Source organism: Methylobacter svalbardensis, assembly GCF_037671525.1.
GTDB classification, from domain to species: Bacteria; Pseudomonadota; Gammaproteobacteria; order Methylococcales; family Methylomonadaceae; genus Methylobacter_A; species Methylobacter_A svalbardensis.
The window spans coordinates 24,010-44,466 of record NZ_JAWPOH010000014.1 but is presented as its reverse complement, the minus strand read 5'-3'; the positions used below and the strand labels follow the sequence as shown (position 1 = coordinate 44,466).

Below are 20,457 nucleotides of genomic sequence, written 5' to 3'. Positions count from 1 at the left end.
GCTTCAAAGTCTGTCCTGATAAATTTCCACAAAAGCCTCGTCACGCAATCGGCGCACCCATAGCTCTGTTTCTTCTTCAATTTTCCGCTTCCGAATAGCCTCTCTGACTAGGTTCTTTTTAAACTCATTACTATCGTCCTTATTTTCTCGACCTAAGACCTGAATGATGTGCCAGCCAAACTGAGTCTGTACCGGGTCACTCACTTCATTAATGCCGAGTTTTGCCATAGCTTCTTCAAACGGCTTAACCAAATCACCAGGGCCTACCCAGTCAAGTGAACCGCCTTTTAATGCCGAACCTTTATCATCTGAATGCGCCCGTGCCAATGCGGCAAAATCATCGCCATCAGCAATGCGGACTTTTAACGCCAGCAGGCGTTTTTTTGCCTCGGCATCATCAACCAACTCATTGGTTTTAATTAAAATATGCCGAACTTTGGTTTTGATGATTATGTGATTATCCGTGCCTTTTAGCTCCAACATTTTAATAATATGAAAACCACTCGGACTGCGTATGGGTTCAGACACATCGCCCTGCTTCATTTCCCTGATTTCATTAACAAACAAGGTTGGTATTTCACTCATGGGCCGCCAACCCAGATCACCACCCTTTAGGGCATTTGCATCCTCTGAATCACTTATTGCCGTTTGACTGAAATCTTGTCCTGTCCGCAGTTTCTTAACCAGATCATCGGCTTTACTCATTGCATGCTGCACCTCTGTCGATGACGCACCTTCTTTGACTGCAACCAATATATGGCCTAGATGATACTGCGTAGACTCTTCGCCAATTTTATCCTGGGTTTCCAAGTAGTGTTCAACCTCGCGGTCAGTCACTTTAATGCGTCCGCCTATCTCTCTGCCGCGTAATTGATTAATAATGATTTCGTTGCGCATATTATCCAAAAAGCTTTGATAACTAATGCCCTGCCCTTCCAGTTCTGCCCTGAATTGTTCAACATCCATATTATTTCTTTGGGCTATATCTGCGGTCGAACTGTTAAGCATTTCTTCGCTGACGGTAATCCCGGCCTTTTCCGCTAACTGCCGCTGAAGTTTATCAACAATCATTTTTTCCAGTACTTGTTTACGCAGTATATACGTAGGCGGAATCGCGGCGTTATTTTGCTGTATTCTTTGTTCAATAACCGCGACTTCTTTTTGTAGTTCCCGCTCAAGGATAACGTCATCTTCAACCACAGCAATTATGGTATCCAGAACTTCGGCCTGCACTAAAAAGCTGCCAAACAATAAATTACACAGCAGCACTGCAACAATAATTTTTTTCATGTTTTCTTGTTTGATCATTTTTGAGGTTTCCGATAACCATAAATTTGATTTTCAAAAAACTCGTCAAGTTTTTCGCCAATACCGGTCAATCCTTTAAGTTCTATCTGAAAAAACACGCCTGTCTGGCTTATACCTGTCGCATCGACGATAGTGGGATTATCCGCAATATTCGGATTTTGATTAAGCGTTAAGCTATTAATCCAGCGTCGTCCAATAACACGAAAGCGCCAGCAACAATTTTCTTTTTCCAGGCCAAAAAAACTTTCCTGGGTAGAATTGTTCAGCAATGAATACGTCCAACGTCCAACCACAGACCAATCATCGTAAACCGGCCAGTGAAAGGAAGCATCGCTTTGAATAATATCATAAGGCCTCGCATCCAGCGGAAACTCGTTTGAAATTGGAATAACTGTATTTTTTCTATAACGATAGCCCAGATTAACAATCTCACCCGGCTCATTAATATAATGCAGCCCGGCGTTGTGTCTGACAACCTCATTCAAATGAGGATTCCATTGTACCCCTGAGCTTACAGATATATGATCCGTCAACCCGACGTTGAGTTCAGTCACCAGATTTGACAACCTATCGGTATCTTGGAAATAGCCCGGAATAGCTTGTCTAAATCCCGGCAAAGGTTCCTGATAGCCCGGCAAGGCAACCTCTCTATCCCGAAAATAAACAATCTGACCCACACTGAGTTTTAGCTTTTCCTTGCCGGATTTAGCATCAACCAAACGTGTAGTTAAGGCTGCTGTAAGCTGATTGGCATCCTGTACCCTATCTATGCCGCTAAAGCGGTTTTCCAAGAACATGCTATTAAATGAAAAATCAGTCAATGCCGTATCAAATATCCGAATATCGCTCTGATCCGCATTGGGAATATACAAATAAAACAATCGAGGTTCTAGGGTATGCAGATAAGACCTATTAAAAAAACTCACGTCCTTTTCTGCATACAGACCGCTATCGGCAGAAAAAATCGGCAGGGTTCTTGACATACTGTCCGAGGCTAATACGCCACCTTTAGGATTGTTTAACGCATACTGGGTATGTTGCAAGGACAATTTTGGCGTTAAAAAAGCGCTGGCCGTTTGCAACGGAAAACTGACTGATGGCTTAACATTGGCTCGCTGTCCATTTATGATAGAGTCATGTTGAAAATGCACATATTCGACATCCATTGACGTATTCAACGGCATGAAATCGAATGCATGATTCAAATTCAAGTTAACCTGCGGCAACCTCCGATACGGCAAGCCCTCATCGGTTATCGCTTTATCAATCGACTGGTAGTTATCAACATGACCTGTTAAAGAAACCCCCTTGTTTGCATAACCCAGGTTAGCCTGACTTACAAGATAACTGTTGTACGTCGAGGTACTCAGTGCACTGCCCAAGTCAGAGAAATAATCTTTATCCGACACATAATTCAAATCAAAATTTGAACTGATATGGGGTGAGAATTGAGTGGCGTTTTTAAGCCCTGCCAAATACCGGGATTTATTAAGAAGACTGTCATTAGGCATAAATTCCAGATCCGTAGTGCCACGGGTCATCTCTGTCAAATAACGAAACCCCCCGCCCAGCACCGCCCCCCTATTTGAAAGATACTTCGGCCGTAAAGTTGCATCGAAATCAGGCGCTATATTCCAGTAATAAGGTGTTTCCAGCCTAAACCCGCCCCGTTGCGTGTTGCCAAATGAAGGCGCAAGAAAACCGGAAAGTCGTCTATCATCTATCGGAAAAGAAAGATAAGGCGAATAAAATACAGGCGTGCCTTTAAATTCAAGCCAAGCATTTTTAGCCGCGCCTTGACCGGTAGTCTTATTCAGTTTCAGCTCAGCCGCATGCACCACCCAATCCTGATTGCCGGGTCGGCAACTGGTATAAGCAACACCTTTATATCGCGTTAGGGAGCGACTCTCCTTATAAATTGTTTTGGCCCGGCCTCTGAGCGGCGTAGATGGGGAAATAAACAAAGAGTTCCTTAATCTGGCCTGATCGGACGCCAAGTTAAGGGATGCCGATTCACTGTGCAATGCCAATTCATCTTCACTGTAATAGACACTACCCTGTAAATCCAATGTCTCCGAAATGGTGTCGTAGCTCGCCTTATTGGAGACCGAACGCTGATCCGCGCGGGTCATTTCGACATTACCGACATAACTGTAGATTTCATTGTCGAATATTTCCGCATAATCAGAATTAATATCCAACGGTGACACGTTCCTCAAATCCTTTTCAGGGACAAAATCTGGCGGCCTGCCACTAGGCGCAGTACAGTTTAGCCAGGGATCATATTTTAGTTGGGATTTAAGATTGCTAAAGGTTTGTTCTTCATTATGATCAAACGCCGGGGTGAGCAAACTGATGCCCGGCTCATAGGTTTCAATAATCTTCGCCTGTCCCTTAGGATCGGTACCCGCCAGCTTACAATCCCAGTTTTTATCCGCCGTATTGGCATCGCAACTCCAACCCGGACGATTGGATTCAGTTTGAATTAGTTTTTTTGAATCAGGATCGACGGGTAGCTGGGCGACCGGCTTGGACTCTACGCTAACTTGCCTGATGTCTTTATCAGCCTTAGTGCTATCCGGGAGTTTGGGAGCGTCGGGTTCAGGCGCAGCATTCTCGGCTGAAACAGACCCAGATTCAATGCTTATCGGCTCTGCCACAGTCGGCTGAGTATTTTCGACAGCCTCAGGCTGCACGTCTTTCGCTGGTTCAGTATGATCAGGAATTGTTGCCGTAGCGGCTTTATTTGCAGTTTTTTTTTCGCCTACACAAACCCACTCTTTGCTATCCTTGCTTTGCACACAATTCCAGAGAGCCTCATTGGCAACGCTGACAGGCGCATATATAGATGGTAAAAAAAGCAGGAATAATCGACGGCGCATAGGTAATATTTAAGTTTAGTAGCGTAATGGATCATAAATCGAATAGAATGCCGGACGCTTATTTTACCTCACTACTACAGCATTATACTAATCTATCCTAAACATCATGATGCCTGAAGACTTAAGATCAATATCGATGTTCGACTGGCTTGAGAATGTTCTATTGCTCACCATCACCCATTGCGAACCCGCATCCAGCGATGCCAGCTTTCGGCGTTACTTTCGGGTAAAAACATCAGGCGGACAATTCATTATTATGGATGCCCCGCCAAGCAAGGAAAACATTGAACCCTTTATTAGAGTTGCCAAGCTGCTGACGCAGTCTCAGGTCAACGTCCCGATCATATTCCATCAAAACCTGACTGATGGCTTTTTACTGCTGGAAGACTTTGGTAGCCAATGTTTTCTGGATCAACTTAATGCGAGCACTGCTACCGATTTATATCAAAGCGCTTTCGACAGCTTATTCAAACTGCAAACCCAAACACCGGTACTAAACTCCGATCTGCCCGGCTATGACCAGCCGCTGCTGCGCAGGGAACTGGCTATTTTTGACGAGTGGTTTTTAGGTCGATTTCTGGATATTCAAATCCCCCCAGCTGTTTGGGAGAACGTCAGCTCCTTGCTCACAACATCAGCCTTGGAACAGCCAAGAACCTGCGTACATCGGGATTATCATTCCCGCAACCTGATGGTTTTAGCTCACGATTCCCCCGGAGTCATCGACTTTCAGGATGCCGTCATCGGCCCGATTACCTATGATCTGGTGTCATTATTGCGCGATTGTTATATCGCCTGGCCCGAACAACAGCTTGAACAATGGCGATTCAACTACTTTGAGCGACTCCTGCAGACAGGCCTGATTCATTGCAGCGAGGCCCAGTTTAACCGCTGGTTTGACCTGATGGGACTACAACGCCACCTTAAAGCCATCGGTATTTTTTCCCGCCTGCACTTAAGAGACGGCAAGTCCAACTACCTGGGCGACATACCGCGCACCCTGAACTATGTCACCACCGTATGCGCGACTTACCCTGAGCTTGCCGAATTCAATGATTTTCTGCATGTCCATGTGTTACCTGTATTGAACGAAGTCGAAATATGAAAGCCATGATTTTAGCGGCAGGGCGCGGCGAAAGAATGCGGCCATTAACCGACCACACGCCCAAACCTTTACTGCAAGCCGCCGGCAAACCGCTGATCGAACATACCATTAAGCAACTGGTTGCCGCCGGTTTTTATGATATAGTCATCAATCATGCCCATCTGGGCTTACAAATAGAAGAACGGCTGGGCAACGGCAATCAGTTTGGCGCCGACATAAGCTATTCACCCGAAGGCGAACAAGCATTGGAAACGGCAGGCGGCATCATTAACGCCCTGCCTTTATTAGGCGACGGAGTGTTTTTGGTCGTCAATGGCGATATCGCCACAGACTTTGATTTTGCCAAACTCAAAAACCTGACGGTCGATTTGGCTCATCTGGTTTTGGTCGACAATCCAGCGCATAATACAGACGGCGATTTCGGCCTGGATAATACCGGATCGGTCGTTGCAAACAGCAGTGAACAATTCACCTTTAGCGGTATCGGACTGTATCGCCCCAAGCTGTTTAGCAACATACCCGCAGGTCCCAGTAAACTGGGCCCTTTGTTACGAGTGGCTATAGCGAATGGCCGGGTTTCAGGACAAAAAATGAACGGCTTCTGGATGGACATAGGCACGCCGGAACGTTTGCAAGATCTGGATTTTTATTACACACAACAAAGGAAACGATCATGACTGAGCATGTTTACAAAAAAATAGAACTCACCGGTTCATCAACAGTTGGCATGCAGGAAGCCATCGAAAACGCCATTAGCAAGGCATCAAAAACTATCCATGATATGCGCTGGTTCGAAGTTATCGAAACCCGAGGCCACATAGAAAACGGCAAAATCGCACACTGGCAAGTCACCATTAAAATCGGCTTTGCTCTGACAGAATAAACATAGTGTCATTCGCTGATCACTGATAAATATTAAATGCTCGAAACATCTTGTCCATTCAGGAATAACGCATGCATTTCGATGTTTTCAATGGCGATGCCGACGGCATTTGTGCGCTGATTCAACTACGCCTGGCTCAGCCGCAGGCAGCCAAGCTCATTACCGGCATTAAGCGAGATATACAACTACTGGATAAATTTACCGCAAGTTCAGGCGATCACGTCACCGTGCTGGATATTTCCCTGCAAAAAAACAGTGCACGGGTTAATGAGTTTTTAAGCCGCGGGGCTCATATTTTTTATGTGGATCACCACCAATCCGGCGATATTCCAAAACATCCCCACCTAAAGACACTGATTAATACCGACAGTACTATCTGCACCAGTCTGCTAATCAATCAATACCTGAAGGGGAAATATCCGCTATGGGCGATAACGGCGGCCTTTGGCGACAACATAAACCACAGCGCCGAACAATTGGCCGCCACCCTAAACCTAAATCCAGCAAAGCTCGACATTCTGAAAAATTTAGGCATCTACGTCAATTATAACGGTTACGGCAGCTGCATGGCTGACCTGCATTTTGCGCCGAATAAACTGTATCTGGAAATGGCTGGCTTCCAATCCCCTTTTGACTTTATCAGCGACAACCATCACATCTTTGCTCAACTGCAACACGGCTATCATGAAGACATGGCAAATGCCCGTAACATCAACCCGGAATACCAAAGCGATACGGTCGCTGTATTCATCCTGCCCGACACTCTCTGGGCAAGACGCGTTAACGGCGCATTCGGCAATGATTTAGCCAACCTAAATCCTTCCAGAGCCCATGCCGTGATCACTCATAACCCGGACAACAGCTATCAAGTTGGCGTCAGAGCGCCAGCATGTTACAAAAATCAGCCCAATAAAACCGGAGCCGACGAACTATGCTCCGCCTTTCCAAGCGGCGGCGGACGCAAAGCTGCTGCCGGCATCAATCATTTACCCCGTGATCAGCTTAATATTTTCATTCAAAAGTTTGAAGAATTTTATTCCTGAGTAGCTGGTACAATAAATAAACCGCCAACCAGACCGCCGAAATCAACACGCATGAACTCACAGACCAATCAAACCTACTCAGAGCCATCCACCCCCAATCGACTGGAAGGACTCCAACACATTAACCTGCAACTTGCGGCACTGGGCCAACCAACGTGTGCAGTGGAAAACGACCCGCAATATCTTAAAATTGCCGGTGGTTTGTTAAAAAACTATTCCCAGCAACGTCGTCTGCTGGCGCTGACCAAATACCGTTGCCCGGCAGACCAGCGCATTCAGGATTTTCTTAACGGTTACTTGACTGAAAACGGCGTAACCATCGATCAGAATGCATCCATCAGTTTGCCGGGTGAAACCTTTGTGCTGGAACAGAAAGGACTGGCAAGGGAGTTATCCCTGCCCTTCCAGCATAACGAATTTCACTCGGCTTATATTGATTCCTACCGGATACAGCAAGGTGTGCTGCATAATCCGCAAAATGACCGGCGCACCACCAAAGGCGTGTTCCATATTGCCGCCGGTGGTCTTCCGGTTCCGGCTGATAAAAACGAAGTGCCGGTAGCGACTTACGCGGCGCTGCTCCGTGCAGCCCTGACGCCTCCGGCCGACCTCTTAAGCCTGCCTTTTACCAGCGCCCAACAAAACAGCGCAAAACTCTGGGTGTCGTCGCTGATGAGACCTATCGTGTGCCCGGAAATTTCTGACACTATGCCGGTCAAAACCATGGAAGTCCGCTTTTTCGCACCCGGCGGACTGGTCGCAAATCTGGATTTTGTTGAAGCTATTTTCGGCAATGCCGGCAACCCGCTTCTGCCCGAAAATGATGCCGCATTAGATAGCGCCCATTGGACCGGACATACCGGCTGCATTATTCTCGCACCGCATCTGGTTCATTGCCGCAAACAAGCTCTGGGACTGCCGCACGTTGATGATGCCACCGAGCGCCAGCGTAAAGACGGCATGTGCTGGCAGCATGAAGATGATCTTTACAATAACGGACAGCCCTTTAAACTGGTATGCCGGAACATGCAGGGAGTGATTGTCACCCTCATTGCCGACAACTATTTCGGCTACAGCAAAAAGGAAATCAAATCCCAGATCAGTTATTCAGCCAATCTGTACGGCGGCTGTGAAGAAGAGCATTCAGGAGGTGCGCTGGCTTTCCCTAGAGTCATCCTTGGCGAAATCTTTTTGCCGCATAGCTCCTATATCAGCGAGCATTATTCTTTCGATAAAGTCTGCCGGCAACTGGCGGCCATCATAGAGCCTAAAGAACAAGGCTACGCTATTGACAAGAATTATGCCGACATCATTTACATACCCAATTCGGCAAAGATCAACATTCAGCTACAGCAAATCAGCTGGACGCATAACAGGCAGCCGCAAACGCTTAAATTGCTGTTCAACCACACTTATATATATCCGAACGGTTTTAAAATCCACATGGAACGTCATCCTAATGCGCCCAGTTGGCGCTTGATCGGCACCCACCAGGAAGGCACTTTTTGTCATAAACCGAGTACGGTATCCGGAGGCGGCAAGTCGGAAATCTCAAAATCCATTGCCGGGGCAACGATTTTCGGCGCCGTTTTTATCGATAATTTCGACAAAGACATGGCGATAGTCACCCAACTATTCGAACATGATTATTCCTCCCGGTTTCGAGATCCGGCCATGCACGGCCTCGACCAACGCCCTCTACTTAGCAATGAACGCAGCCTGGGTTCCGTAATTAAACTGCTGACACCTTCTGCAAGTCAATATTCGGATGCCTATAACCGCTGGCTGGGGGAAATCCCCCGACATATCCTGGCAGTAGTACTGATGATCAAACGTTTTTACAAGGAAGAATGGCAGTCGGACTGGAGGAAACATTTCTCCGTCGATATGGTCAACAGCCACCCGGGAAACGAACTGAAATTTCAAGACCGGAAACTGATCGCCAGCTATCTGCGCGTAGGTTTTGACGAAAAAGGTGCATGGCGGGTATTCAAACTGCGCCAGGATTTTATCGCCTCAGCCAAAGTCCAGATGGAAGATGATATTTCCGCATCCACCGTGGTGCCGCTACGTTATCTTACCGGGCTTAATCCCGACTATAAAAACCCCAGCGTTAAACTGGTCGAAAACTGCGAACAAAGTTTCTTTCAGCGTCCTGATGATGCGATTCATCGGGGTACCGATTTACAGACCGAACTGGATTTTTCGGGTGCGAATAATTTTATCTCCAACTTTCAACCGTTGACCCCGCAAGATGCCCGCGAGTTCATCGAAGATGTCATTCACTTCGACAAATTCAGCGCACCGATGCAAAACGTCATCACCCTGGCCGCAAAAGGCAAAGCAGGCGAGTACTTCGTATCCTCGGCGCATCCTCGTCTGGTTGACGGCAAACCCAGCCTCAACGTCCGTTACCTGCAACTGCGTCCCGACATTGCCAACCCAAAAGCGCGCTATATTGCGGAGCAGTCCACCCGTTTAGCACGGGGTCTTAATGCCGATCAAACCGTTTACTTTCCGGTTAGCTCGGTATTGACAGGACGACGCAATAACCCTGCCGACCTTGAGGCAGGCATCCGGCCGTTGGCCATCTATAATCCGATCCATTACCAGGAATTGCCTGAGCTGTTTATGGATTTTATTTGCAGTCTGACCGGAAAATCGCCATCCACAACCGGCGCGGGTTCCGAAGGCGCATTGACCAAAGGCCCGTTCAATGCCGTATCTGCGACCGCCGACCTGAACACCGCGCTGGTTTCATTCATACTGTGCGGCTACGACGGTTTTTCCACAGCGGCGGGTTTCATAGGTTCCCAGCGTCGTATCGATCACGACATCAGTTTGCTGATTCCGGAAATCTGGTCACGCCTGCCGGTAGCCGAGCGCGACCCGCAGTATTTAATTGAACAGGGACAGCTGGAAAAACTGGAAGATTTTGAATACGAGGGTCGCACTGTTTTCCAAAGTCGCCTGGGTTACCGCATTACCGAACGCTTCGTGCATACCAATTTCGGCAAGATGTTTGATTACCCAACGGCAGTATTCGACGAAGCCATGTTGAAACCGGAAACACAGGATCTGCCCAGCTATGTTGACGGCATCGACAATGTTTACGAAGCGCAGCAACGGGTAGCGCAACTGTATTTTCAGGACGGCTCCATCGATGACGCCTGCCCGCCCTTAAAAGCGCTGTTACACATCATGGCTAACGGCCATTATGCGGGCAAAACCGTCAGCGATCCGGATATTCGCGCCATGTTCACCCGCGACTATTTGCTGCAAAGCGACTGGTATCAACAGCGCCTTGAAATCAAACAGCAACGCGACAGCAAGCTGTGGCAGCAACACCAGACTTATATCCGGCAACAATTGACGGCAACGGAACAGAACGATTCGACCTTTCGCGCCGAGTTAAATCAAAAACTCGAAGCGGCGGAACGGATGCTGGCCGAAATCAACGATCCGGCTTATCTGCAACAGCTACAAGGGACTTTAGGGGCGGATTGGGTGCATCATTCGTAGGCAAGAATAAGCCGGTTTGAGCAACACCGGAAACGACTGTTTCCGGGAATTACCACGAAGAACACGAAGTTTTCAACATATTGTTATTTGCTCTGTGTCCTTCGTGTCTTCTGCGGTAAATAATGTCTGTCTACTGGAACCGAAAACCCAATAAGGCCAAGAGCCGAAGCACAAAACCAGTTACTTAAACAGCTCCCTATCACTGACCGAAGCACTCAAATTTAAATCCGCACCAAACAAAATATACGGAAGAAAGCTTCATCGATCAAGTAGATAAGGCTTTATATGGCGCTAAAGCCGACGACAAAAATAGGGCCTATTCAACGCTAAAAAACGGTTGGTTACCTATTGAACAATGATACTCTATATAGTTGAATTCTCAGGACGTAGCAAGGCTTCCGCAATAAACCGAACAAGCTGCCCATTATTTTCAATATCAGCATAGCGCAGTCCAATTTTGCATTGATCGCTGGATATACGTCGAGAAAAAACCACATGACACCGCGCGACTATCTTGGATAACAGTCCGTCATCATTGGACAGATTCAGATCGACAAACACCGATACCGGCCTGCCTCCACGCACAAAACTCCCTCCCGGCGTAATCATATTCCGTTGCTTGATATTACACTCCACACTTAGCCCATCACTGGATATATCTATCGCAAGCACCTTAATGCACATACCATCCTCGGTAGTAACCATAGCGGAAACTTGTATAGGAATTCTTTGATAAAGCCTACGTTTCATAACCATCCACACTGACTATCAAAATTACTTAAAAATTTCAGTTGAAAAACATTATTCCGATGCAATTGAAGGAATTTTCACCACGCAGCCATAGTTTTACAAGGTTCAAGGTGCTTTTACCTAAGTACTAAATAATCGGCTCGCCTCTGGCTAATTTGGGTAAATTGCCTTCCAAACCCATCGCACTGCGCATTACTTTATTTTTAGCGGGTAAAATCCGCTCGGCTAAGCCCAGTCCCAAGTTGCGTAAGAACTTAACCGGCAACGTCTGATTGCTGAACACTCGGTAAAAAACATCCATGACTGTCATCATTTTCAGGTTTTCATTGCGGCGCATTTTTTCGTAGCGACTCAAAACCGTCAAATCACCCAGTTCAAGACCTTGCTTGTCGGCCTCAATCAGAACCTCGCCCAAGGCCGCCGCATCCAGCAAACCGATATTAACGCCCTGCCCCGCCAATGGATTGATCATATGCGCCGCATCGCCGACCAGAACCACACCGGGTTTAATATAGCTTTGCGCATGCTGGCGTTTCAACGGAAAACTCGCCGTTCCCAAAATGGCATTAACCTTACCCAGACAATCAGGAAACGTCATCGTCAATTCGTGCAGCAACTCGGCGTTAGGCAATGCTTTCAACCGGTTTACCTCATCCGGCGAGTTATACCAGACTATTGATCCGTAATGCCCGGTTAACGGCAAAAATGCCTGCGGCCCGCTGGGCACAAAGCGCTGCCAGGTTATATCCTGCTGCCCGTAATCCGTCTCGATATAAATCACCAGCGCATGCTGCTTATAATCCCAACTGCTTACGCCCAAACCCACTGTTTGCCGGACTCTGGATTGACCGCCATCTGCGGCAACCAACACTTTTGCCGACAAAATACGGCCATCAGCCAGTTCCACTACGGTCAGATTTCCAGCAGAATAGTTAATTTTATCAATGGTAGCCGGGCACATCAGCTCGATATTGGCAAAATCCTGTAACCGCTCCAATAACGCCAGTTGAGTCACCCTGTTTTCAACGATATAACCCAATTCGGAATAATGAATATCATCGCTGCAAAATTCGGTGTCCCCCGCGGTTTCCCAGACACGCATCCTGCGAAACGGACAAAGCCTGCGCTTGACCACACCATTCCAGGCACCTACAGTTTCAAGGATATTTTTTGACGCAATACTCAGCGCAGAAACCCGTAAATCATGCGGCTGATCAGCAGCAAAAGCTTGCGGAGGAACACTTTCTATCACCGCCACTTTCAATGAGCTCCCGCCAAGACTACAGGCAACAGCAGCGCCAACCATGCCCCCGCCAACAATTACAACATCAAAATTTTCTTTCATCATTAACCAGTCAACATATGAATTTACTTAACCTAGAGTAAGCAGATTGATTATTAAACCACGAAGACACGAAGGACACGAAAAAAACCAAGGTAAAATCGGTAACTATTCAGCCTCGCCCTTGCCTCGTTAAGTCCTGTAGTCCAGTCTCGCACTTCCAGTTGCGTTACTGAGCCACGGAACGAGCATCGACAAGGGTGAATAAACGGCGATAATCGAAGCAATATTCCATTCCATCAAAACAACGCAAAACAAACACCGCATATAAATGGAAGTATAAGCAAAATAACTCCCACGCGCCATAACAAAAGACCGCTGCCAGTCCCATATCCATGCACAATATCCAGCTCTGTTTACTCGCAGGGGCGGCAAAAGATTGCGTGACAGAATTACTTGTTATCCGTATAATTAAATAATTTTGCCGCCCCTGAGACCTTTGATGCAGGCATCAGAACAGGTACGGAACGAGGGTTCTTAACTAAAAGAATAGCAACCCTTTTGTAATATTTTTCAGAGGTGACAATGAGTCAAAGTACGCTACCGACCAGACAGGGTTTATATGATCCACGTAATGAACATGATGCTTGCGGCGTGGGTTTTATCGTTCATATAAAGGGTCACAAAAGCCATGAAATCGTGCGTCAGGGTTTGGAATTACTGATCAACCTGACCCACCGTGGCGCGGTCGGCGCAGATATCCATGCGGGCGATGGCGCTGGTATTTTGCTTCAAATTCCCGATGCTTTTTTCCGCGCGGAATGCGACAAACTTAGCATCTCTCTCCCGAAAGCCGGAGATTATGCGGTCGGCATGATATTTTTACCTAGCGACACCGCCAATCGAGCCACTTGCGAGAAGCTGTTAACCGACATCATTGTGCGCGAAAATGCCGTGCTGTTAGGTTGGCGCGATGTGCCGGTCGACAACCAAACCCTGGGTGAATCGGTAAAACTGGTTGAACCGTTTATACGGCAGCTTTTTATCGGTCGCAGCAATGATTGCGCAGATCAAGACGCTTTTGAGCGCAAGCTGTTTGTGATCCGCAAGCAAGTTGAAAACGCCGTCCGCGATTTGAAGCTGGATCATGGCCACTCTTTTTATATTCCGTCGTTATCGTCACGCACCATAGTCTACAAAGGCATGTTGCTGGCAGATCAGGTCGGAGCGTTTTATCCGGATTTGAACGACGAGCGCATGGACAGCGCCCTGGCGTTGGTGCATCAGCGTTTTTCCACCAACACCTTTCCGACCTGGGATCTGGCGCATCCTTTCCGGCTGATCGCCCATAACGGCGAAATCAACACCTTGCGCGGCAATGTTAACGGCATGGCGGCACGTCGTCATTCCATCGCGTCCAAAGTTTTGGGCGACGATATGCACAAACTGTGGCCGTTGATCAACGAACAGCAATCTGATTCGGCCTGTTTCGACAATGCACTGGAATTATTGCTGGCGGGCGGCTATACACTCGCCCATGCGATGATATTGCTGATCCCAGAAGCATGGTCCGGCAACGTGTTAATGGACGAAAAACTGCGCGCGTTTTACGAATATAACGCTGCCCTGATGGAACCCTGGGACGGACCTGCGGCCATCGCCTTCACCGATGGCCGCCAAATCGGCGCAACCCTGGATCGCAACGGCTTGCGTCCTGCGCGCTACTTGGTCACCGATGATGATTTCGTGATTATGGCCTCGGAAATGGGCGTACTTGAAATCCCCCAGCACAAGATCATCAAAAAATGGCGTTTGCAACCGGGCAAAATGCTGCTGATCGACACCGAACAAGGCCGTATTATCGACGACGCGGAATTGAAAGCCAATTTGGCAGCTTACCACCCTTATGCCGAGTGGCTGAGCAAAACACAAATTATGCTCGCCGATCTGCCTGCCGAAATTTCCGCAATGGCACCGGATGCGCATACCCTGCTGGATAGACAACAAGCTTTCGGTTATACCCGTGAAGATATTGAATTCATTCTGAAACCGATGGCAAAAACCGGACAGGAATCGATCAGCTCAATGGGCATCGATGCTGCACTGGCGGTGTTATCTGAGCGTTCGCGCTTATTATACGATTATTTCAAACAAGGCTTTGCCCAGGTCACCAACCCTGCCATAGATCCTATCCGCGAAGAATTGGTCATGTCTTTGGTTTCACTGATCGGCCCACGCCCTAATTTATTGGGCCTGGACGAAGGCGGCACTCACATGCGTCTGGAAGTAGATCAGCCTATTTTGACCAATCAGGATTTGGAAAAGATTCGCCGCATCGAAACACGTACCGGCGGCGTATTCAAGACTAAAACCCTGACGCTTTGCTATTCCTCCGATTTGGGAGCAAGCGGCATGGAAGCGGCACTCGATAACCTGTGTCTTGCGGCAAAACAGGCTGTTGAAGAAGGCAATAATATCCTGGCTCTGTCCGACCGCGACCTGGATGTTGCCCATATCGCGATACCTGCCCTGCTCGCAACTTCTGCGGTGCATCACTACTTGACCCGCGAAGGTCTGCGTACTAAAGTCGGTTTGGTTGTTGAAACCGGCGAAGCGCGCGAAGTCCATCATTTTGCGCTGCTGGCGGCTTACGGTGCGGAAGCGGTTAATCCTTATCTGGCGTTTGACACACTCTCCGGACTTTGTGAAAACATTTCCGACCTCACCGAGTATGAAGCACACAAACGCTATACCAAGGCGATCTCCAAAGGCCTGCTTAAAGTCATGTCCAAAATGGGTATTTCGACTTACCAGTCTTATTGCGGCGCACAAATTTTTAATGCTCTCGGTTTGGCAGAACCGTTTCTGGACCGCTATTTCACCGGCACAACCAGCACTGTCGAAGGTGTCGGTTTAGCCCAAATCAGCGAAGAAACCGCTCGCCGCCACCGGATTGCTTTCGGCAATGCGCCGTTATACCGCGATGCGCTGGATGTTGGCGGCGAATATGCCTACCGTATACGTGGCGAAGCGCATACCTGGACACCTGCAACCATCAGCACCTTGCAACACGCAACGCGCAGTAACAGCTATGAAAAATATGCCGAATTTGCTCGCCTGATTGATGAACAGGGCGAAGCCTTACTGACCTTGCGCGGTTTAATGTCATTCAAGGAAGATGCAGCGCCCGTACCGCTGGATGAAGTGGAATCTGCTGCGGACATCGTCAAACGTTTTGCAACCGGCGCCATGTCGTTCGGCTCGATTTCCTACGAAGCGCACACTAATTTGGCCATTGCGATGAATCGCATCGGCGGCAAATCCAATACCGGCGAGGGCGGAGAACTTCCGGAGCGCTTCAAACCTCTGCCCAACGGCGATTCGATGCGTTCGGCGATTAAACAGGTCGCTTCCGGCCGTTTTGGTGTGACCACAGAATATCTGGTCAATGCCGACGACATTCAGATAAAAGTCAGCCAGGGTGCCAAACCCGGCGAAGGCGGACAACTGCCCGGACATAAAGTCGACGCGGTTATCGCCAAAGTACGTCATTCCACGCGAGGCGTAGGCTTAATATCGCCGCCGCCGCACCATGACATTTATTCGATTGAAGATTTGGCGCAGCTGATTCATGACTTGAAAAACGTCAATCCCGAAGCGCGGATCAGCGTTAAATTAGTATCGGAAGTCGGTGTCGGCACTGTTGCAGCGGGCGTTTCCAAAGCCCACGCCGATCATGTCACCATTTCCGGTTTTGACGGCGGCACCGGCGCAAGTCCAATGACCTCGATCAAACACGCCGGGTTGCCGTGGGAAATCGGCCTTGCAGAAACCCATCAAACACTGGTACTCAACAAACTGCGCGGACGTATCGCCGTCCAAGTCGACGGCGGTTTGCGCACCGGGCGCGATGTGATCATCGGCGCATTATTGGGTGCGGATGAATTCGGCTTTGCCACTGCGCCATTGATCGTGTCAGGTTGTTTAATGATGCGCAAATGCCATCTGAACACCTGCCCGGTCGGTGTGGCGACGCAAGATCCTGAACTGCGCAAACGTTTTACCGGACAACCGGAGCATGTGGTCAATTATTTCTTCATGGTTGCAGAAGATGTGCGCCAATGGATGGCAAAACTGGGTTTCCGCAGTTTTAATGAAATGATCGGGCGCTCGGACAAGCTGGACATGCAACGCTCACTGAACCATTGGAAAACCGAGGGACTGGATTTTAGCCGGGTTTTCTATAAACCTGCCGTGGACCCCGGCACTATTCTTTATAACTACGAACGCCAGGATCACGGCTTGACCCAAGCGCTGGATCATAGCTTGATTGCGCAAGCCCAACCGGCGCTGGAAAATGGACAACCGGTGATTATCAACACGCCTATCCGCAACATTAACCGGACTTTCGGTGCAATGCTGTCCGGCGAAGTCGCCAAACGTTATGGCCATAAAGGCTTGCCTGCCGATACCATAGTAATTCATGTCAAAGGCACCGCCGGTCAAAGTTTTGGCGCATTTTTGGCGCAAGGCATCAGCATCGACCTTGAAGGCGATGGTAATGATTATGTAGGCAAAGGCATGAGCGGCGGGCGTATCGCTATTTACCAGCCTAAAGACTGCCCCATTAATCCAGCCGAAAATATCATCGTCGGCAACACCGTGTTGTACGGTGCCGTCAGCGGCGAATGTTATTTCAGCGGCGTTGCGGGTGAACGTTTTGCGGTGCGCAATTCGGGCGCTCTCGCCGTCATCGAAGGCGTGGGCGATCATGGCTGCGAATACATGACCGGCGGCGTCGTGGTCGTACTCGGACAGACCGGCCGCAATTTTGCGGCGGGCATGTCAGGCGGTGTGGCTTATGTGCTGGATGAACAAGGCGATTTCGAAAAGCGTTGCAATATGGCCATGGTGGAACTCGAACCCATCCTCATAGAAGACGACACGCTGGAAGCTTTCGCACATCAGGGCGGCGACATGGAAACCCACGGACGTGTCCACATTATGTCCGATATGACCCGTTATGATGAGCAACGCTTAAAGCATTTAATTGAAAACCATAAGCGCTATACCAACAGCGCAAGAGCGCAGCACATTCTGGATAACTGGCAGGATTATTTGCCACGCTTTGTTAAAGTCATGCCGGTCGATTATCGCGAAGCACTCAAACAAATCCAGGCTGAACAAGCAGCAGCTGCGACCGCATAATCATTGCGACACTATTTAAGTAGAAGGTATTTAAAGATGGGTAAACCAACCGGGTTTATGGAACTAGCACGCACTGAGCGGCACATGACGTCACCGAGTGATCGTATCCAGCATTATCGCGAATTTACGCTATTCCCCAGTGATACCGAATTGGCTGAGCAGGGTTCAAGATGCATGGATTGCGGCATTCCTTTTTGCCATCAGGGCTGCCCTGTCAATAATATTATTCCCGACTGGAATGACAATGTTTATCAAGGGGATTGGCAACAGGCGTTGGAAACTTTACACAGCACCAACAATTTCCCTGAATTTACCGGACGCATCTGCCCTGCGCCCTGCGAGGCAGCTTGTACGCTCAATTTACAGGACCAGCCGGTAACCATTAAGTCGATAGAATGCGCCATTATCGACAAAGGCTGGGCAATGGGCTGGGTAAAACCGCAAATTCCGGAAAAACGTACCGGCAAACGGGTAGCGGTAATAGGTTCAGGACCTTCGGGACTGGCCTGCGCTCAACAGCTGGCACGTGCCGGGCATGAAGTTGTGGTCTATGAAAAGAATGACCGTATCGGCGGCTTATTGCGCTACGGCATTCCCGATTTCAAGATGGAAAAATCACACATTGACCGGCGTATTGCACAAATGCAGGCAGAGGGCGTCAGCTTCAGACCCAACAGCCATATCGGTACCGATATTTCCGCGCAGAAAATACTCGCCGATTACGACGCCGTGGTTTTAGCGGTAGGCTCCGAACATCCTCGCGACCTGGAAGTCCCCGGACGTAATGACTATCAAGGCGTTTATTATGCGATGGATTTCTTGCGTCAGCAAAACAAGCGTAATGCAGGCGATGTTATAGCCGAAGATGTCGCGATAACCGCAACCGACAAGCATGTCGTAGTTATCGGCGGCGGCGATACCGGTTCCGATTGCATCGGCACCTCGATTCGTCAGGGTGCAGCATCCGTGGTACAGATCGAAATTCTGCCGCAACCGCCTGAAAAAGAGAACAAATTGCTCACTTGGCCGCTGTGGCCTAACAAGTTACGCACCACGTCTTCACATAATGAAGGCATCAAAAAGCGTTACTGGAGCGTCAACACAAAAAGTGTTACCGGAAAAGAGGGGAAAATAACCCATCTGAACGCGGTCGAAGTGGAGTGGAAACAAGAAGGCGGCCAGTGGAAAATGAGCGAAAAGCCCGACAGCGCCTTCATTCTGGACGCGGATATCGTGTTTTTAGCCATGGGTTTCGTTCACCCGGTACACGAAGGCTTGTTGAAAGAACTGGGCGTTGAACTTGAGCGTAACAACATCAAAGCTACTGACAAACACTATCAAACTTCGGTCGATAAAGTATTCGCCGCAGGTGACGGAAGACGCGGGCAATCGTTGGTGGTATGGGCGATACGTGAAGGCAGACAAGCCGCCAAAGCAGTGGATGAGTTCCTGATGGGGGCATCGGAACTGCCGAGGTAATGATCCAGCTGTTTTGTGGGATTGGCTTTAGTCGCTCCCACAAACAGCCCGCTTAAAGTGCCTTAGATTTTATTTTCGAACACCGCTTACATTGATAAACGGTGATCAACTTCCCTTGTTTAACATCAAACTGCTGTTCATTTAAGACTTCCCATTTATGAAAACCGCTACGGCATAGGGTATTGCCTTTATGCAGTTCTGACAGTTTGGGTCGTTTAAATTGAACTATGTCCCCCATATTTTTCCTCCAATCCAGAAACAAGCACTTGCATTCAATCGGCTTTGATCGCCACTGTGCCGAAATCTCCTGCCTTCGCTTACATTCAAACTGACTTATTCCAGCCTTGCATGACTTGGTGATTAATTAATCCACTCATTTTTTGACAACTGCATTCCATGCCGCAAGCCAGGCTTGCGACTGATAAAAATCGGCTTTCCTGTCAAGAAAACCTGTCAACACCAGTCGCAGGATATTATCAATAATACCGAAGAACTCGGCGTAGCCCAGCTGCGGGCTGATATTGCGTATCTCCCCTTCCTTGATGCCGACTTCAATGATATTGATGATTTTCTTGAAAGCTGCGGATTCATGTAGCTGCTTTGCTTCCGGCAAAAACTCGTTGACGTTCAAAATCAACAAAAACCGCAGCACATCGGGCGCGTCATCGGTTAATTTGAACAGCAAATCGACAATGCCCCGTAATTGCTCGGATGATTTTTCATTGGTATGCCTTATGTCATCAATGGAGATGCTTAAGCTTTCGAGTATGTTTGCATGCAACTGCGCCGCAATCATTTGTTTGGTTTTAAAGTGCGGATAGATTATGCCGATGGCTCTTAGTCCGGCTGCCTCTTTAATATCGATTAGCGATGTATTGAAATAACCTTTCTCGGTAAATAATTTCAAGGCCGCCAACAATATTTCATCCTGCACTTCAGATTTAGTCTGAATATTTTCTATTTCCTGATCCATGTTCTTCTTTCACAGCTGATTC

13 protein-coding genes are annotated in these 20,457 nt (G+C 48.4%); 7 read left to right on the top strand and 6 right to left on the bottom strand.

The annotated features are described in order from the left end of the window. Window positions 1-3 precede the first annotated feature (3 nt). Complete coding sequence (locus tag RW114_RS07775; RefSeq protein WP_340122176.1) at window positions 4-1,308, bottom strand: peptidylprolyl isomerase; 1,305 nt, start codon at window positions 1,306-1,308, stop codon at window positions 4-6. Beyond that, window positions 1,305-4,190: an LPS-assembly protein LptD gene (locus RW114_RS07770; RefSeq protein ID WP_340122175.1), complete on the bottom strand. Its 2,886-nt coding sequence runs from the start codon at window positions 4,188-4,190 to the stop codon at window positions 1,305-1,307. The genes RW114_RS07775 and RW114_RS07770 overlap by 4 nt, the downstream gene beginning before the upstream one ends. A 106-nt stretch (window positions 4,191-4,296) precedes the next feature. Here RW114_RS07770 and RW114_RS07765 point away from each other — a divergent pair, with 106 nt between their 5' ends. From RW114_RS07765 to RW114_RS07745, 5 genes are all read left to right on the top strand, one after another. After that, entirely contained in the window at window positions 4,297-5,295 is a 999-nt protein-coding gene (locus RW114_RS07765) for an aminoglycoside phosphotransferase family protein (RefSeq protein WP_340122174.1), read from the top strand. After that, window positions 5,292-5,972 carry an N-acetylmuramate alpha-1-phosphate uridylyltransferase MurU gene (gene murU, locus RW114_RS07760; protein ID WP_340122173.1) on the top strand — a complete coding sequence of 227 codons (681 nt, stop codon included), beginning with the start codon at window positions 5,292-5,294 and terminating at the stop codon, window positions 5,970-5,972. The genes RW114_RS07765 and murU overlap by 4 nt, the downstream gene beginning before the upstream one ends. Next, complete coding sequence (locus tag RW114_RS07755; RefSeq protein WP_340122172.1) at window positions 5,969-6,178, top strand: dodecin; 210 nt, start codon at window positions 5,969-5,971, stop codon at window positions 6,176-6,178. The genes murU and RW114_RS07755 overlap by 4 nt, the downstream gene beginning before the upstream one ends. 71 nt (window positions 6,179-6,249) lie before the next feature. Then, window positions 6,250-7,221 carry a DHH family phosphoesterase gene (locus RW114_RS07750; protein WP_340122171.1) on the top strand — a complete coding sequence of 324 codons (972 nt, stop codon included), beginning with the start codon at window positions 6,250-6,252 and terminating at the stop codon, window positions 7,219-7,221. Between the two features lie 51 nt (window positions 7,222-7,272). After that, window positions 7,273-10,743, top strand: a complete 3,471-nt coding sequence (locus RW114_RS07745) for a PPi-type phosphoenolpyruvate carboxykinase family protein (RefSeq protein WP_340122170.1) — start codon at window positions 7,273-7,275, stop codon at window positions 10,741-10,743. 363 nt (window positions 10,744-11,106) lie between these two features. On the opposite strand, the gene RW114_RS07740 is transcribed toward RW114_RS07745, so the two are convergent. The 3 genes from RW114_RS07740 to RW114_RS07730 all read right to left on the bottom strand — a co-directional run bounded on the left by RW114_RS07740 (window position 11,107) and on the right by RW114_RS07730 (window position 13,172). Next, window positions 11,107-11,493 carry a PilZ domain-containing protein gene (locus tag RW114_RS07740; protein ID WP_340122169.1) on the bottom strand — a complete coding sequence of 129 codons (387 nt, stop codon included), beginning with the start codon at window positions 11,491-11,493 and terminating at the stop codon, window positions 11,107-11,109. Window positions 11,494-11,620: 127 nt separating this feature from the next. Further along, window positions 11,621-12,838 carry a UbiH/UbiF/VisC/COQ6 family ubiquinone biosynthesis hydroxylase gene (locus tag RW114_RS07735; protein ID WP_340122212.1) on the bottom strand — a complete coding sequence of 406 codons (1,218 nt, stop codon included), beginning with the start codon at window positions 12,836-12,838 and terminating at the stop codon, window positions 11,621-11,623. Window positions 12,839-13,004: 166 nt separating this feature from the next. Then, the gene (locus RW114_RS07730; RefSeq protein ID WP_340122168.1) at window positions 13,005-13,172 is read right to left on the bottom strand and encodes a hypothetical protein; all 168 of its coding nucleotides are present in this window, start codon (window positions 13,170-13,172) and stop codon (window positions 13,005-13,007) included. Window positions 13,173-13,360: 188 nt separating this feature from the next. On the opposite strand from RW114_RS07730, the gene gltB reads away from it, so the two are divergent. Both gltB and RW114_RS07720 read left to right on the top strand, forming a co-directional pair. Further along, on the top strand, window positions 13,361-17,983 hold the full coding sequence (gene gltB, locus RW114_RS07725; RefSeq protein WP_340122167.1) for a glutamate synthase large subunit: 4,623 nt from the start codon (window positions 13,361-13,363) through the stop codon (window positions 17,981-17,983). 36 nt (window positions 17,984-18,019) lie between these two features. Beyond that, on the top strand, window positions 18,020-19,462 hold the full coding sequence (locus RW114_RS07720) for a glutamate synthase subunit beta (protein ID WP_340122166.1): 1,443 nt from the start codon (window positions 18,020-18,022) through the stop codon (window positions 19,460-19,462). Window positions 19,463-19,835: 373 nt separating this feature from the next. Here the strand turns inward: RW114_RS07720 and RW114_RS07715 are convergent, their stop codons facing one another. Beyond that, a complete protein-coding gene (locus RW114_RS07715; RefSeq protein ID WP_340122165.1) occupies window positions 19,836-20,435 on the bottom strand; it encodes a TetR/AcrR family transcriptional regulator in 600 nt (199 codons plus the stop codon). Window positions 20,436-20,457 lie beyond the last annotated feature (22 nt).

Bases quoted from the DNA above. Each gene is read 5' to 3' on its own strand.
- RW114_RS07720 (WP_340122166.1), top strand. From the start codon at position 18,020: ATGGGTAAACCAACCGGGTTTATGGAACTAGCACGCACTGAGCGGCAC.
- RW114_RS07755 (WP_340122172.1), top strand. From the start codon at position 5,969: ATGACTGAGCATGTTTACAAAAAAATAGAACTCACCGGTTCATCAACA.
- RW114_RS07765 (WP_340122174.1), top strand. From the start codon at position 4,297: ATGATGCCTGAAGACTTAAGATCAATATCGATGTTCGACTGGCTTGAG.
- RW114_RS07775 (WP_340122176.1), bottom strand. From the start codon at position 1,308: ATGATCAAACAAGAAAACATGAAAAAAATTATTGTTGCAGTGCTGCTG.
- RW114_RS07715 (WP_340122165.1), bottom strand. From the start codon at position 20,435: ATGGATCAGGAAATAGAAAATATTCAGACTAAATCTGAAGTGCAGGAT.
- RW114_RS07745 (WP_340122170.1), top strand. From the start codon at position 7,273: ATGAACTCACAGACCAATCAAACCTACTCAGAGCCATCCACCCCCAAT.
- RW114_RS07740 (WP_340122169.1), bottom strand. From the start codon at position 11,493: ATGAAACGTAGGCTTTATCAAAGAATTCCTATACAAGTTTCCGCTATG.
- murU (WP_340122173.1), top strand. From the start codon at position 5,292: ATGAAAGCCATGATTTTAGCGGCAGGGCGCGGCGAAAGAATGCGGCCA.
- gltB (WP_340122167.1), top strand. From the start codon at position 13,361: ATGAGTCAAAGTACGCTACCGACCAGACAGGGTTTATATGATCCACGT.
- RW114_RS07770 (WP_340122175.1), bottom strand. From the start codon at position 4,190: ATGCGCCGTCGATTATTCCTGCTTTTTTTACCATCTATATATGCGCCT.
- RW114_RS07730 (WP_340122168.1), bottom strand. From the start codon at position 13,172: ATGGATATGGGACTGGCAGCGGTCTTTTGTTATGGCGCGTGGGAGTTA.
- RW114_RS07750 (WP_340122171.1), top strand. From the start codon at position 6,250: ATGCATTTCGATGTTTTCAATGGCGATGCCGACGGCATTTGTGCGCTG.
- RW114_RS07735 (WP_340122212.1), bottom strand. From the start codon at position 12,838: ATGAAAGAAAATTTTGATGTTGTAATTGTTGGCGGGGGCATGGTTGGC.